The sequence below is a fragment of the Candidatus Bathyarchaeota archaeon genome, from assembly GCA_023131225.1.
In the GTDB taxonomy this organism is placed as follows: Archaea; Thermoproteota; Bathyarchaeia; order Bathyarchaeales; family SOJC01; genus JAGLZW01.
The window spans coordinates 48,029-61,325 of sequence record JAGLZW010000033.1 but is presented as its reverse complement, the minus strand read 5'-3'; the positions used below and the strand labels follow the sequence as shown (position 1 = coordinate 61,325).

Genomic DNA, 13,297 nt, shown 5'->3' with positions numbered 1-13,297 from the left:
CCTCTTTGCCTTTAAGAATTGACATGCACGTTCACACAAAATATTCTTGTGACGCTTTTATTACGCCTGAAGAGTTGGTCATCTGCTCGAAAAGGCGGCGTCTAGACGGAGTTGCCATAACAGACCATGACACTGTCGGGGGATTACGGGAGTTCAGCAAAATTCGAAGTCTACTAATTATTCCTGGAATTGAGGTTACAACGAAGCAAGGCCATGTTTTAGCAATAAACATCAACACTGCTGTTAAGGCTGGTTTATCTTTTGCTGAAACTATCGACGAAATTCATGACGCTGACGGATTGGCAATAGTTGCTCATCCGACCGCGTTCTTTAAGGGAATCGAGGAGGAACAGCTTAATCGGAATTTCGATGCAATGGAAGTCATCAACTCTTCTGCAGTACCATTCTCTTTTTCAGTGCGTAAGAACCGGGAAATGGCGAATAAACTTAATCTTCCTCAAACAGGGGGGAGTGATGCTCATTATGCGCCTGAAGTTGGAATGGGCTATACTCTTGTCGACGCTGAAGCAGGTATTAACGAGATAGTTAAAGCGATAAAAAATGGAGCTGTGACGCCTTTCGGTAGATCGATACCTTGGAGTATGAGGTTAAGAAGGGAATTTGCAAGCATTAGGAGAATTTTATCGGGAAGGTTTTAGGATTCGAATTTTTCTAGCTGGTATAGACCAAGATCTACTGGCAGTTTTTTCTCAGGTTCTGAATAAGGTTCTAGGTTGAAAAGCTGAGGGGCAATTGAACCAAACTTTGACACTGTATGCGGTGAGTTAATGCCAGTCATCACCAGAGTGACTCTAATCTTCCCGTTCAGCTCGGGGTCTACTCTGGCACCCCAAATCAATTGGGCGTTGTTATTCATCATTTCTGTTACAATCTCTCCTACACGATTAGCTTCTTCAATTGTCATTTGACTATCGCCGGTGACCTCGATGAGTGCGCCTGTAGCTTCAGTGTAGTCAACATCCCGCAATGGGCTTCTTAGCGCGTTACGTACCGCTTCTTCGGCGCGATTCTGCGCGTCAGATTCGCCTATTCCTATCACTGCGACTCCACCGTGTTTTACAATGCTTATGAAGTTGGCGAGGTCAAAATTGATGAGGCTGGGCGCTGAAATCATCTCTACTAGGCCTTTTATCACTTTGGCTAACACTTGGTCAGTGATTTTGAAAGCTTCGCTGATTGGAAGTTCAGGTGCGAGTTCTGTAAGTTGGTTGTTGTCAATTACTACAACTGTATCACATTCCTGTTGGAGTTCAGTGAGCGTATAATAAGCTGATTTCACTCGATCTTTTTCGATTTGAAAAGGTTTCGCAACTACTCCTATTGTGGTGGCGCCTTTTTTCTTGGCGATTTCTGCGACGGCTGGGGCAGCTTCCATTCCAGTTCCGCCGCTTAGACCTGTGGTGATAAATACGATGTCCACGTTTGTTATGGTTTTCTCTATTTGTTTCTGTGACTCTTCTATAGCAGCCCTTCCTGAAACAGGATTTCCGCTTGTGCCAGCGTCTTGAGTCAGTTTCTCTTTGATTAGTATCTTTTCATCTGCTTGTGACGCGTTAAGTTGGAGTGAGTCAGTGTTGATTGCAATCGTATGCATGTTTTTTATTCTCATTCTTGTTAGCTGTGTGACCGTGTTGTTGCCGGCTTCTCCGATTCCGATGACTACGATTTTGCATTGGTTAGATGGCTGTATGCTGTCAGTTGGTGCAAGGGTGCCTTGCCATGTGGGTTGAAGAGCTTTGTTAGTTGGTTTTTTGCCAGCCATTTTGTTTCCTCCCCCAAACCTCTACGGATAACATGTCTCGTATAGCTATGCGGATGGCTTCTGCGCGGTTTGGATAGTATTGTTCGTTTACAAGGCTGTCTAGTGCTTTAATGTAGGGTTCGGGGAGATGTAACGTAATGAGTTTCATTCTTTTTTTGTGCCTCCTCCCTTCTGTAGGTATTAGGAATGGATGGTGTTTTTGAGTTATAGCTCTATATAACATACTGCAAATATGATTCAAATATGTTGGTGCATGTCTTTTTAAGCTTTGCCCTTGTTCTCCTTTCTGTTTGTGTAAAAGCTTCTGGTTTAAAGAATGTTTATGTTTTTGTTTGTGACTTAAACTTGTATATTTTGAATGATGGTGCTGTGATGCGGATATACGTGAAAGGCTTTGGTTGTTCCAGTAGCCTTGCAGACGCCGAGGTTCTTGCTGGTTGTCTTTCAAGAGCGGGTCATACAATAGTGAGCAGTCTCCAAGAGGCTGAGCTTGTGCTCTATAATACATGTGCAGTTAAAGGTCCCACTGAGAATCGAATGATAAACTTGCTGAAAAGAACCCCGAAGGAAAAGAAGCTTGTTGTGGCGGGATGTTTGCCGCTCATAAACTTTGAGAGGCTGAGTAAGGAGGTTTGCTTTGACGGGGTTGTTGGACCTGCTTTAGGGGAGAAAGTTGTTGACGTTGTAAAACATGTCTCTATGGGCGTGCACGTCGAAGATTTAGAAGATGCCATGCTGAATATGCCGCAACTAGATCTGCCTCGCATGCGTTTCAATCCTAGAGTAAGCATTATTCCCGTAAACTATGGATGCTTAGGCTCATGCTCATATTGCTGTGTTCGCTTTGCGCGTGGAAGGCTTAGAAGTTATAGCATCAAGGAAATACTGAACAAGGTTGAAAGAGATGTTGCAGAAGGCGTTCGCGAGTTTTGGTTGACGTCCCAAGATACGGCGTGTTACGGAATGGACGTTGACACTGATCTGGCCGAGCTGCTAAAGGGTGTCTGCGGTGTTAAGGGGGACTTTTTTGTCCGTGTTGGAATGATGACGCTTAATAATCTCATGGACATCGTTGATGAGTTGATGGAAGCATTTCAAAATGAGAAAGTGTATAAGTTTTTGCATTTGCCGGTGCAAAGTGGTGATGACGATGTTTTGGGGCGAATGAACCGTTTTTATTCAACTGAAGACTTCATTATGGCAGTTGGGAAGTTCAGAGGGGCGTTTCGGCAGTCAACTGTTGCTACTGATGTTATTGTTGGCTTTCCGGGAGAGACTGAAGAAGCGTTTAAGAATACTTGTAAGTTGATTGAAGATGTCAGACCGGACATAGTAAATGTTTCTAAGTTTTTTGTAAGGCCTAAGACTTCTGCGGTAGATATGGAGCCGCAGGTTTCGCCTTTAGAAGTGAAGCATAGGAGTGCGTGTTTGGCAAGCTTAGTTCGCCGTGTTGCTTTCGAGCGAAACATTGAGTGGAATGGTTGGAGTGGGAGGGTGTTGGTTGATGAGGTGGGAAAGCAGGGGTCGGTTGTTGGGCGGAATTTTGCGTATAAACCTGTTGTGATTAGGAGCAGGTGTGGGCATGGTTTATTGGGGCAGTTCGTCTCTGTGAAGGTGGTAGATGTCTTTCAGTCGTATTTGCTTGGTGAAATTGTGTAGATTTCTTTGGTTTTTTTCTTTTTTCAGTGTTTTTCCTTTGCTCGTTTGGGCTGAAGAAGGTTTAAATTGTGGATTAGTTATGACTATATTGTGGGACGCGAGAAAGGAGTCTGGTGAGAAGACTTTTGGTTCAGATGGCAACTGAGACTAAGTCATCGCATAGAAGTCGATTAGATATTATTGCAAACATACTTACTTCTGCTGCTGGTGGAGTGCGGAAAACTTCTATTATGTATAAATGTAACCTTAGTTTTAGGCAGTTGGAGGTTTACATGGGTTTTCTTTTGAATAAGGGTCTTTTGAGAGTGTTTACGAAAAGGCAGAGTGCAACTAGCTACTTTTTTGAGACTACTGCGAGGGGAAAGGATTTTTTGAGGGCTTACCATGATCTGGACGCCCTTATGTCAGCGTAACTTTTCATAATTGTTGTGTTTTTTTAAGAAATCCTAAAAACGTTTTGGACAGTTTTGCCTTTTTGTCTTTTCTATTGAGTTCGAGGAAGGAGTAATCTGCGAGGAAATCGGCTAGAATTTCTATTTTGAATTCGTGTAGTTTGGTTTTTTGACTTATTTCTTTTAACGTGTGCCACTTGCCATCTCTGAGTAGTTCAATGGCGCTGTTGATTTGTGGCTGCATTAGGGTGATTCCCTTCTATGATTGTTTCGCGGTGTGAGCTTAAATAATTTCTGAGGTTTTTGTTTAGAAGATTCTTCTAGAGGTGGAAGAGTGAAAAATAGCTTAGCTCGCTTGATCGTTAGATGGAGAAGTTGTAGTTAATTTTTTATAGTTTTAATAGGCTGATATGTATGTGGTTATTTGATAGTAATTGAAATCAGAGGTTGGTGTCGATGAGCCGGAGAAGTAGGATGGAGGTTATAATTGATATCCTAACGGAATCTCTGGACGGAGCGAATAAGACTAGGATTATGTATCGTGCTAACTTGAATTTTCTACGTTTCAACTGTTATCTTTCTGAGATGCTTGAGAACGGCTTGCTACGAAAGGAGAATAATGGTGTTGGGGGAGTTGTGGTGTATAAAGTGACTGAAAGTGGTAAGGCTTTGCTGAGGACGTTGCGTAAGGCTCAGCGGTTTATGCCGATTTGATCGACTCTGTCGTGCCTACTAAGTTTTCTATTGTTGTGCCTGTGCTTTTTTTTTGGGCTTATTTTCCAGTAGAGGCTTTCTTGCCTACCCCCCCCCTCCCCTCCCCCCCCCTCCCTTTTCTGGCTTTTTTAATTGTAGCGTTAGGGTAAGCACATGTATTTTGATATATTTAGCCGAGTTTTGCACGTATAGGTTCCATGAGAAATAGATTTTAGTTCTATACTATTAGTCTAGAACACTCGTACGACTATGTTTATAAATTGCCGTTCAATGTTCTATTCTAAATTTGGTAATGCTGGAGGCTTTTCTGGAAGGGCGCTTTGCTTGGAGAAAGGTGAGGTAATGACTGAGTCTTGTCTGCTTCCGTCAGGAAGGGATTGTATAGCAGGTGCTGTGGAGTGGAAGGGTTTTGTGGAGGAGCTTAGGCGGCAGTGGAAGCTTTTGTGGAGGGAGCGGATAGATGATAAGGTTAGGGCTGAAGGAATATCCAGTAAAGATTTTGAGTTGTTGTTTGTTGATCGTGGCACTGTAATTGTGGCGACGAGATGTTATAAGCAGTTGGATTTTAAGGAGATTTTGGAGCAGTACGGGACGCCTTATGAGGTTAGGGTTAAGCAGGAGACGCCTTCTCCTTATGTTGGTGGTTGGAGAAAGTTTGGTAGGGAGATGGCTGGTGTGCGGGGTAGAATGATGAAGAGACGGAAGAGAACATGGTCTGAAAATAAGGCGGAGAATGGTAAGATGCGGAGTTTGCAGTTGAAGCAAGGTGGAAGAGGCTGGCTGCACGTCAGAGCTAAGTAGCGAAAAGAGTTCTTGTGTCTGTTTGATTTCTGAGTTTTCTTTCTTAGGTTAGATTTTTGAGGGTTTGGTTTGACGAAGTATAGGAGTAAGCTTCAGATTATAGCTGAGATTCTGGAAATAGTCAGGGGAGGTGCTAAAAAGACGCATATTATGTATAGAGCTAATCTTAGCTACAAGCTGTTGTGTAAGTATCTTAATGAGGTTCTTGAGTGTGGGTTGGTGCGTGTCAGTCGTGACGATTCGTACGTGGTTGCTCCGAAGGGAGAAAAGTTTCTGCAGAGGTTTATTGATTATAAAAAGCTTCGTGAGCGTGTGAACGAAGAGCTAAGCGCTGTGGATAAAGAAAAGATTTTGCTTGAAATGATGTACACGAATTCGAGGGTTAGGAACTCTAGTGTGAAAGGATCGTCAAGAAAAGGTTTGGATGTTGCATAAAGTAATGTTGTTTCGTGTCAAACCTTTGTTGGCTTTCGCGGCTTTTATTCTACTAGTTTTTGGCTCTTGTGCTCGATTTCGCGTTTTCGGGGCCAACGAGACTGATGCCGTAGCTGCCATTACTGCGGCTGAGGAGAAAAATGTTCTTTGTTATGATGCTGTTGCGGAGGCAGATGGAGCTGAGGCGAATGTTACAGTTTTATTGGTGACGCTTGACGAGGCTGGGGAGCTGTTGTCTATGGCGGAGTTGTCGTACGCTAGGGGTGATTTTGATAATGCAGTTGATTTTGCCAGTCAAAGCCAAGGCAAGTTGAACGGTTTTGTTGTTGAGGCTGAGGCTTTGGCGGAGACGGCGGTACAGGGGAATTATTGGGATTTTTTAGTTAATGTTGTGGGTTCTGTGGTTGGGTCGGTGGCTGTTGTTTGTGGCAGTTTTGTTGTTTGGCACTTTTTTAAGAAGAGGTACGGTGGAGGTGTTGGTGCGTGAGTTTGGAGGAGCATCGGGTTGTGTTTATGGTTGTTACGGGTGTTTTGGTGTTGCTTGTAGCTTCGCCTGCGCTTAGTAGGTTGTTGGTTTTTCCGCGTACTGATTTCTTTACTGAGCTTTGGCTTCTTGGTCCGAATCATAGGGCTGAGGATTATCCGTTTAACATTACGCGCAACTATAATTACAGTGTGTTTCTGGGGATAGGGAATCGTTTAGGGTACGCTGCATACTATAAGGTTGCAGTAAAGCTTCGCAATCAGACTCAATCGGCTCCTGACAGTTTTAACCGTACTTTTAGCAGCTTGCCTGCATTGTATGAAATCCGAGCTTTTGTGGCGGATGAGGCAACATGGGAGATTCCGCTTTCGTTCTCTTTCGACTATGGGTATAATGAAACTCGCTTGCAGGTTGATGTTCACAGTATGACGTTGAATGGTGTTGTATTAGAAATAGAGAATTGTGAAATCGCTTGGGACCCGGAGAATAATGGTTTTTTGGGTAATTTGTTTTTTGAGCTTTGGATTTATAATGCGACGACGAATGGCTTTCAGTATCATGAGCGTTTCGTTAGTTTGTGGCTGAACGTGGCTGGTTCTTAGGTTGTTATTCTTTTTTTATGGTATAACGTAAGATTTATTTATACGTTGTTTGTTGTTATACTTGGTGTTGTGTATGACTGAGAGGTATCGTAGTAAGGTTGGACCAAAGGGACAGGTTGTTGTAGTGAAGGAGCTTCGAGAGAAGTATGGAATAAAGGAGGGGGGTATAGTCGAGCAGATTTCAACCGATAAAGGGGTTTTGTTAATTCCTGTTTCTGTTGATGGTTTGTTGGAAGAGCTTGATGCGGTGTCTGAGGAAGTGGGGAGGACTTGGCCGAAGGGTGTCTCTGCGGTTGAAGCGGTCAAGGAAGACAGGGAAAAGCGATGGCAAAAGAAGTAACATTGGATTCTTCGGTTCTTGTTTCGGCTTTTGTGAAAGGGGACAGATTTAGGCCTGCGGCGTTACGAATTATGGAAAAGGTATTTCGTGGGGAGTACCATGTGGCTACGAGTGCTATAGTGCCTATAGAGGTTTGCGGGGCAGTTTCTAGGCGTGCTGGTGTGGATAAGGCGGTTTCGGTGAGGCATCAGCTGGACAAGTGGGAAGGCATGAACTTCATTGTTTATAGTGAGCTTAGTAGGAGAAGGAGACAAGAGGCAACGGGGCTTGCTGTAAAGTTGGGGTTGAGGGGGATGGATGCGATAGTGGTTCAGGTGGCAAAGGAGAAGAAGGCTGCTTTGGTAACTTTTGATGAGGAGATGGCTGAGAAGGCGAAGGGCGTAGTTGAAGTTCTCACACTCAGTGACTCTTGAGAAATGAATGCTTATCGCGCGTGACAATCAGCGGTTTTCAGCATTATAATCGTTTTGTTGGGTTATGGTTGAACGTGACTGGTTCTTAAGTTGTTAGGTTGTTTGCGTTGTTTTCCCTCTTTGTGGATGGAGAGAGACCGTGTTGTGGTTTGTGTGATTGGAATTGGTGACTTTTGGTTGTTTTTAGTTGTTTTTTGTTGTGGCGTTCGTGTTTGTTGTGAGTTTCTGCGGGAAGAATTGTGTGCATATAATGATTAATTTTGAGTGGAGATTTTGATTCCGTCCTGACTTATATCGTTTCTATTACAGCATATTTGAGATGTTCAAAAGGAGAAGAGGATGTTGAATGTGGGTATAATCGGGCTTGGGCATATGGGCAGGTTGCATATGATGAATTGTCTGCATGTCGATGGTATCAAAGTGGTTGCTGCAGCTGATTCATCGAAAAGAGCTTTGAAGAAGGCGAAGCTTGTTGGCGTTAAGAATCTTTACATGGACTATCATGATTTGTTGAATGATTCTTCTAATGTGAATGCAGTCATCATATCTCTACCTAACTTTTTACATCTTGAGAGCGTTCAGTTGGCGTTGGAAGCTGGACTTGATATTTTTGTAGAGAAACCGTTGGCTAGGAATGTGAAAGAGTGTCGCAAGATTGTGAAGTTGGTGAAGTCAAGCGGCAAGAAGCTTATGGTCGGTCATTGTATGAGGTTTATTGATGCAATTGAAAAAATGAAGGTAGTGGCAGACAAGGGTCGTATTGGAAATCTGGAGGTTGTCACAATTGAGCAGATACTTAGCGGGCCCTTCGCCCACGGAACGGTTCCTGCACCTGTACCTGAGTGGTGGTTTGATCCTAAGAAAACCGGAGGAGGAGCATTACTGGATTTAGGTTATCATCTTATTGACTTATTCCGTTTTTTCGTGGGCATGGATGGCAAGATATTGTTTTCTTGTTTTGATCACAAATTTAATCTCCCTTTCGAGGACGGTGCAATAGCGATACTATGTTCATCTGATTCTTCTGTTAAGGGAATTATCAATGTTGGTTGGTATCAAAAATCGGTTTTTCCAGAATATAATTTCAGGGCAATTCTCCATGGAAATGCGGGGTACATGTCTAGCGATGATCTTGTGCCGAGGAATATTATTTTGCATGCTGTCAAGGAGGGAGCAAAGAATTTTCTTCGAAAAGTTGTTGGAAAGAAGATAAGGCCCCTTTCTTATTCGTATTATTATGAGTCATACTATAAGGAGTTGCAGCATTTTTTTGAATGTGTAAAGAACGATTCTGAACCATCCGTTTCAGCCATGGACGGATTAAAAACGATTGAACTTATTGAAGAAGCCTACAAGGGTTTTGGTGAAAGGCAATTTACTTAGGGAAGCAGTATTAAAATGGGCGACGTTGTTAGTCTAGTTCGAACGCACAATTCAGAGGAGGACATAAAGAAATCTATTGGCAAGGCGTTGGATCTCATAGATTTTAAGCCTAAGAGCTTAGTAAAATCTGTTGACATCAAGGTAAACTTGTGTTATTATTGGCATGCAGCAACAGGATATACCACGGACCCCCGAATTGTAGCTGGAATCATAGATTGTCTTCGCGAAAGATATGGCACGGGTATACATATCCGCATTGTCGAGGCTGACGCTACGGCCATGCGAACAAAACATGCCTTCGTAATGTTGGGATATGAAAAATTGGCTAGGGAAAAGAGTGTAGAGCTTTTTAATCTTTCCAATGATGAAACCCACGAAGAGACGGTTCGTGTAAACAGACATGAAATTGTCTTTCAAATTCCTCAATCATTATTAAAATCCGACCTGTTCATTAATGCGCCAAAATTAAAAACAATGCGTGATACCAAAATCACCTGTGCTCTAAAGAACCTTTTTGGTTGCATAGCTTCTCCAAGGAAAATAGTTTACCATCCAATTTTAGATGAAGCTATCGTTGGTATAAACAAGATCTTGCATCCAGACCTCATCATAGTCGATGGATTAGTCGCACTGGGCCGCTTTCCTATCGAACTCGGTCTTATTATGGTAAGTGTAGACCCGTTTTCAGTCGATTGGATTGCTTCTCAAATAATGGGATACAATCCCTCTAAAATCAAATTCTTAAAAATTGCAATGAAAGAAAAACTTGGGAAATTAGAAGGCATCAAGACTCGTGGAGAAAACCTAATAACTTTCAAGAAAACCTTCCCTAAGGAAAACTTCTTTTCATCAAAGCATTGGTGGAACTTCCAACTCCAATTACTTAAGTTATATCACAGAATTGTTAAAGATGTTATTCCTCCCGCTCTAGAAGAAGTTTAGATGAAATCGGAATGACAAACAGTTTTTGTATCGTTAGAGCATTTCTAGTGAAGCTTTTGGGAAGGCAATTTTGGTGTTCTAAAAATTATCTTAGAGATGAAGTAGAAAAATGAACCTTATAATAATCGTTTGGCTACTTCTCTGTCTAATTTTTTTTGGCGTCCCAGGCCTATATTTTCTGTATCTACGGCGAGTTGCCTCTAGACCATGGAACTTAAAGATTGACAGAAAATACAATCCACCAATAACGATCATAATCCCTACACACAACGAGGAGAAGACAATAGGGTTCAAGTTAGAGAATTTGTGCAATGTTCGTTATCTCAAGGAAAAAATGCAGATCATATTGATAGATGATGCCTCAACAGACAACACAATAAAAAAAGCGGTCAAATTCCTCAACCTACACCCAGAATTAAGTGTAGAAATGTTGAGTGAAACCGAACGTAGAGGAAAATCAGGAGTTCTTAACCTCGCGTTAAAACGCGCAAAACACGATATCGTGGTTATATCCGATGCTGACGCTTTTTGGACTACACATATCTTGACTGAGACATTGCCCTATTTAGCTGATCCGAAAGTTGGAGCTGTTATTGGCAGGCAAAAAGTGCTAAATTCTAATCAGTCTTGGGTTACTCAAACCGAAGAAACTTATCTAAACTTTACGTTTGAAGTAATTAGGCTTGGGGAATCAAAGATTCATTCTACAATAGTTTTCCACGGACTTTTCGGTGCGTACAAGAGAGAGGTTCTCGACGAATTCAATCATGAGACGGACGATTCAGGGACCGCTTTAGATATTGTACAGAAAGGAGCTAGAACTATATTCATTCCAGAAGCTACTTGCTTTGACATCTCTCCTTTTACTTGGAGAGGCTTGGTCTCTACAAAGTTGCGAAGAGCCACTCAGCTTGTGCAAATCTACGCAAAATGCTTGAAGCTTCTAGTAAAGAATCAATTGCATCTTCCAAAACGGATAGCCATGCCAGAAATTTTTCTTTATCTCTTCAACCCTATAGTCTTTCTTCTATTTGCCGCCACAACTTTGATCATGATTTCAGATTTCCAGTTGTACTCCGTCATCTTGACTTCGGTATTTCTGGCAACGCTTCTTCTGCCTAAGAGTAGGGGTTTTCTTTTCGGGGTAATACAGAATAATTGTATTCTGTTGAGTGCATTGTTCGCATTACTATTGAGAAGAAGGTTCATCTTTTGGAATACCTTAGAAGAGTCAAGATCACTTTTGACTAGAGACATGCTTGAAAAGGAAAATCTACTTTAGACCTTAGTCAGAATTGTTGGATTGACTGGTGGAACGATTCTTCCCACCCTTGGATTGTTAAAACATCATCTTATCTCATTTGAAGAAATGTTGTGGATTAAAACTCGTAAAGCTTCTTATCCTCTGGAGAGTTTAGTTTGAGTTTAGTAAGCTTTGTTGCAGTTCAACAATCTCATCACCTGAGACAAGCCATTTCGAGTTCTCTAGACTTGATTCAGTACAGATTCCCGAAAGATATAAGAAATGTTGTGATAAAGCCCAACATGTGTTATTACTGGGATTATTCGACTGGGCAAACCACCGATCCAAGTTTTGTTGGCGCTCTGATCGAGGTCATCCGAAACCAAATCTCGTCTAATGTGAATATTTCAATTGTAGAGTCTGATGCTTCAGCGATGAAATGCAAGTACGCTTTTAAGATGCTTGGGTACGAGAAACTGTCACAGCGTTACAGAGTAGATTTGGTTAATCTATCTCAAGATAAGGGCGATACGTTTAAGATTAATGTTGGAGGCCATTACTTCAACATAGTTGTACCTCAAACAATCCAGAAGGCTGATTTGCGAGTGAATGTTCCTAAAATAAAGTATTTGGCACAGACAGGAATTTCGTGTGCTTTAAAGAACATCTTTGGTTGTAATCCCTACCCTCAAAAATTCAAATATCACCAAAAGCTTGACGAGGCCATTGTCGCAATAAATAAGCTTATGAAATTCGATCTGTGCGTTGTTGACGGAATCATTGTTTCTGGTGCCCATCCGCGCAGGCTAGGGCTTATTATGGCTAGCCACGATCCAGTGGCGCTGGACGTTGCTGCATCCAGAATAGCTGGAGTGAATCCCAAGTCGGTGGGGCATATCATGTTGGCCAATAAAGAGGGAATAGGGGCGCTTTCCTTTTCTCCAGTTGGGATTGATCCCCGTTCTTTTAGCAGTATTTATCCAAGAAAAGGACCGTTTCATACACTCTTGAGCTTCGGGTACAAATTCTTAGTCGACACAGGTCTAAACGAACTACTTGGTCTCTCAGAATAGAGCCCTAGTTTAACCAGGCAGAGGATGGCAAAAATGGGAAGAACCAAGTTGGGATTAATCGGCTTAGGATACGTTGGGAGAATTCATCTTCAAAACTGCTTAAAACTCAAATCTGCAGAGCTTTCAGCAGTTTCTGACCTTTCCAAAAAAGCATTGAGTTCTGCCAAGAAGCTCGGAGCAAAAAACACTTTCCAGGACTACCAACAACTTCTGAAAGATGACGATGTAGATGCGGTTATAATAGCTCTGCCTACCCATCTTCATTTAGATTGCGTTAGAAAGGCAACGGAAGCAGGAAAGCACATCCTTGTAGAGAAGCCATTGGCTAGGAATGTGGCAGAAGGAAAAGAGATGGTATCTTCAGCTAGAAAAAACGGAGTGAAGCTGATGGTAGGTTATCATCTTAGGTTTTGTTCTTCGTTTCAGGCCCTCAAGGAAAAGATGCAAACTGGTATACTTGGTGAGGTACAGATTGCTTATGCTACTAATGTAGGACCGGGCCCATTCATGCATCGGGCTGACGGTTACTCTCCACGTCCTGTCCCTTCGTGGTGGTTCAGGAAGGAATTGACCGGTGGCGGTGCGCTAATGGATTCAGGAAGCCATATGGTTAATTTATTAAGATGGTACTTTGGCGAAGTATCTAACATCAAATGTTATCTTGGATATAGACTAAACATGAACGCTGAAGATCATGCAGTATGCTTAGTCAGGTTTGCAACAGGAAAAACCGTGATCCTTAACATTGGCTGGTTCTCCCAAAAAAGCCAAACAAAAGTAGAAATCTATGGAACTGTCAAACATGATTATGCTGAACACGCTCCTCCGAGTAAGGCAATCACGATTCTTCAGCTTCTCACAAGAAGGACCCCAAGTTTTTACCTTCCCTATCTTTCAGAGCTTGGATACTTTGCTCATTGTGTAAGACATGACTTGCAACCTGCTCCCTCTGGAGATGATGCACTTAAGGATTTGGAAACAATCTCCCTAGCCTATGAGAATGGCGTACCTTTGAGAAAAGCATCCTAGTACA

18 protein-coding genes are annotated in these 13,297 nt (G+C 42.3%); 15 read left to right on the top strand and 3 right to left on the bottom strand.

Annotation, left to right across the window (positions count from 1 at the left end):
* Positions 1 to 5: 5 nt before the first annotated feature.
* The gene (locus tag KAU88_08385; GenBank protein MCK4478525.1) at positions 6 to 659 is read left to right on the top strand and encodes a CehA/McbA family metallohydrolase; all 654 of its coding nucleotides are present in this window, start codon (positions 6 to 8) and stop codon (positions 657 to 659) included.
* Here the strand turns inward: KAU88_08385 and ftsZ are convergent.
* Positions 656 to 1,783, bottom strand: coding sequence for a cell division protein FtsZ (gene ftsZ / locus KAU88_08380; protein MCK4478524.1), 1,128 nt, complete (start codon positions 1,781 to 1,783; stop codon positions 656 to 658). The two genes, KAU88_08385 and ftsZ, sit on opposite strands and share 4 nt — an antisense overlap.
* A complete protein-coding gene (locus tag KAU88_08375; GenBank protein MCK4478523.1) occupies positions 1,761 to 1,931 on the bottom strand; it encodes a type II toxin-antitoxin system ParD family antitoxin in 171 nt (56 codons plus the stop codon). Before KAU88_08375 ends, ftsZ begins: the two co-directional genes overlap by 23 nt.
* A gap of 197 nt (positions 1,932 to 2,128) precedes the next feature.
* Here KAU88_08375 and KAU88_08370 point away from each other — a divergent pair, with 197 nt between their 5' ends.
* Positions 2,129 to 3,442, top strand: coding sequence for a tRNA (N(6)-L-threonylcarbamoyladenosine(37)-C(2))-methylthiotransferase (locus KAU88_08370; protein ID MCK4478522.1), 1,314 nt, complete (start codon positions 2,129 to 2,131; stop codon positions 3,440 to 3,442).
* Positions 3,443 to 3,567: 125 nt separating this feature from the next.
* Positions 3,568 to 3,855: a hypothetical protein gene (locus KAU88_08365; protein MCK4478521.1), complete on the top strand. Its 288-nt coding sequence runs from the start codon at positions 3,568 to 3,570 to the stop codon at positions 3,853 to 3,855.
* 4 nt (positions 3,856 to 3,859) lie between these two features.
* Here the strand turns inward: KAU88_08365 and KAU88_08360 are convergent, their stop codons facing one another.
* A complete protein-coding gene (locus tag KAU88_08360) occupies positions 3,860 to 4,078 on the bottom strand; it encodes a hypothetical protein (GenBank protein ID MCK4478520.1) in 219 nt (72 codons plus the stop codon).
* A gap of 230 nt (positions 4,079 to 4,308) precedes the next feature.
* Here KAU88_08360 and KAU88_08355 point away from each other — a divergent pair, with 230 nt between their 5' ends.
* The 12 genes from KAU88_08355 to KAU88_08300 all read left to right on the top strand — a co-directional run bounded on the left by KAU88_08355 (position 4,309) and on the right by KAU88_08300 (position 13,293).
* Positions 4,309 to 4,548, top strand: coding sequence for a DNA-binding protein (locus KAU88_08355; GenBank protein ID MCK4478519.1), 240 nt, complete (start codon positions 4,309 to 4,311; stop codon positions 4,546 to 4,548).
* 324 nt (positions 4,549 to 4,872) lie between these two features.
* Positions 4,873 to 5,349, top strand: a complete 477-nt coding sequence (locus tag KAU88_08350; GenBank protein MCK4478518.1) for a hypothetical protein — start codon at positions 4,873 to 4,875, stop codon at positions 5,347 to 5,349.
* A 69-nt stretch (positions 5,350 to 5,418) separates the two neighbouring features.
* Positions 5,419 to 5,784, top strand: a complete 366-nt coding sequence (locus KAU88_08345; GenBank protein MCK4478517.1) for a hypothetical protein — start codon at positions 5,419 to 5,421, stop codon at positions 5,782 to 5,784.
* A 4-nt stretch (positions 5,785 to 5,788) separates the two neighbouring features.
* On the top strand, positions 5,789 to 6,271 hold the full coding sequence (locus KAU88_08340) for a hypothetical protein (GenBank protein ID MCK4478516.1): 483 nt from the start codon (positions 5,789 to 5,791) through the stop codon (positions 6,269 to 6,271).
* A 2-nt stretch (positions 6,272 to 6,273) separates the two neighbouring features.
* A complete protein-coding gene (locus KAU88_08335) occupies positions 6,274 to 6,870 on the top strand; it encodes a DUF1616 domain-containing protein (GenBank protein ID MCK4478515.1) in 597 nt (198 codons plus the stop codon).
* Positions 6,871 to 6,943: 73 nt separating this feature from the next.
* Entirely contained in the window at positions 6,944 to 7,210 is a 267-nt protein-coding gene (locus KAU88_08330; GenBank protein MCK4478514.1) for an AbrB/MazE/SpoVT family DNA-binding domain-containing protein, read from the top strand.
* Entirely contained in the window at positions 7,195 to 7,623 is a 429-nt protein-coding gene (locus KAU88_08325; protein MCK4478513.1) for a type II toxin-antitoxin system VapC family toxin, read from the top strand. The genes KAU88_08330 and KAU88_08325 overlap by 16 nt, the downstream gene beginning before the upstream one ends.
* Before the next feature lie 339 nt (positions 7,624 to 7,962).
* Positions 7,963 to 9,006 carry a Gfo/Idh/MocA family oxidoreductase gene (locus KAU88_08320; GenBank protein MCK4478512.1) on the top strand — a complete coding sequence of 348 codons (1,044 nt, stop codon included), beginning with the start codon at positions 7,963 to 7,965 and terminating at the stop codon, positions 9,004 to 9,006.
* A gap of 15 nt (positions 9,007 to 9,021) precedes the next feature.
* Complete coding sequence (locus KAU88_08315; GenBank protein ID MCK4478511.1) at positions 9,022 to 9,948, top strand: DUF362 domain-containing protein; 927 nt, start codon at positions 9,022 to 9,024, stop codon at positions 9,946 to 9,948.
* A gap of 109 nt (positions 9,949 to 10,057) precedes the next feature.
* Entirely contained in the window at positions 10,058 to 11,230 is a 1,173-nt protein-coding gene (locus tag KAU88_08310) for a glycosyltransferase (GenBank protein ID MCK4478510.1), read from the top strand.
* A 137-nt stretch (positions 11,231 to 11,367) separates the two neighbouring features.
* Positions 11,368 to 12,264, top strand: a complete 897-nt coding sequence (locus KAU88_08305; protein MCK4478509.1) for a DUF362 domain-containing protein — start codon at positions 11,368 to 11,370, stop codon at positions 12,262 to 12,264.
* Between the two features lie 33 nt (positions 12,265 to 12,297).
* Complete coding sequence (locus KAU88_08300; GenBank protein ID MCK4478508.1) at positions 12,298 to 13,293, top strand: Gfo/Idh/MocA family oxidoreductase; 996 nt, start codon at positions 12,298 to 12,300, stop codon at positions 13,291 to 13,293.
* Positions 13,294 to 13,297: the final 4 nt, after the last annotated feature.

Coding starts and splice junctions, on each gene's coding strand:
- KAU88_08330 (MCK4478514.1), top strand. CDS start 6,944: ATGACTGAGAGGTATCGTAGTAAGGTTGGACCAAAGGGACAGGTTGTT.
- KAU88_08310 (MCK4478510.1), top strand. CDS start 10,058: ATGAACCTTATAATAATCGTTTGGCTACTTCTCTGTCTAATTTTTTTT.
- KAU88_08360 (MCK4478520.1), bottom strand. CDS start 4,078: ATGCAGCCACAAATCAACAGCGCCATTGAACTACTCAGAGATGGCAAG.
- KAU88_08320 (MCK4478512.1), top strand. CDS start 7,963: ATGTTGAATGTGGGTATAATCGGGCTTGGGCATATGGGCAGGTTGCAT.
- KAU88_08300 (MCK4478508.1), top strand. CDS start 12,298: ATGGGAAGAACCAAGTTGGGATTAATCGGCTTAGGATACGTTGGGAGA.
- KAU88_08355 (MCK4478519.1), top strand. CDS start 4,309: ATGGAGGTTATAATTGATATCCTAACGGAATCTCTGGACGGAGCGAAT.
- KAU88_08325 (MCK4478513.1), top strand. CDS start 7,195: ATGGCAAAAGAAGTAACATTGGATTCTTCGGTTCTTGTTTCGGCTTTT.
- KAU88_08340 (MCK4478516.1), top strand. CDS start 5,789: ATGTTGTTTCGTGTCAAACCTTTGTTGGCTTTCGCGGCTTTTATTCTA.
- KAU88_08375 (MCK4478523.1), bottom strand. CDS start 1,931: ATGAAACTCATTACGTTACATCTCCCCGAACCCTACATTAAAGCACTA.
- KAU88_08315 (MCK4478511.1), top strand. CDS start 9,022: ATGGGCGACGTTGTTAGTCTAGTTCGAACGCACAATTCAGAGGAGGAC.
- ftsZ (MCK4478524.1), bottom strand. CDS start 1,783: ATGGCTGGCAAAAAACCAACTAACAAAGCTCTTCAACCCACATGGCAA.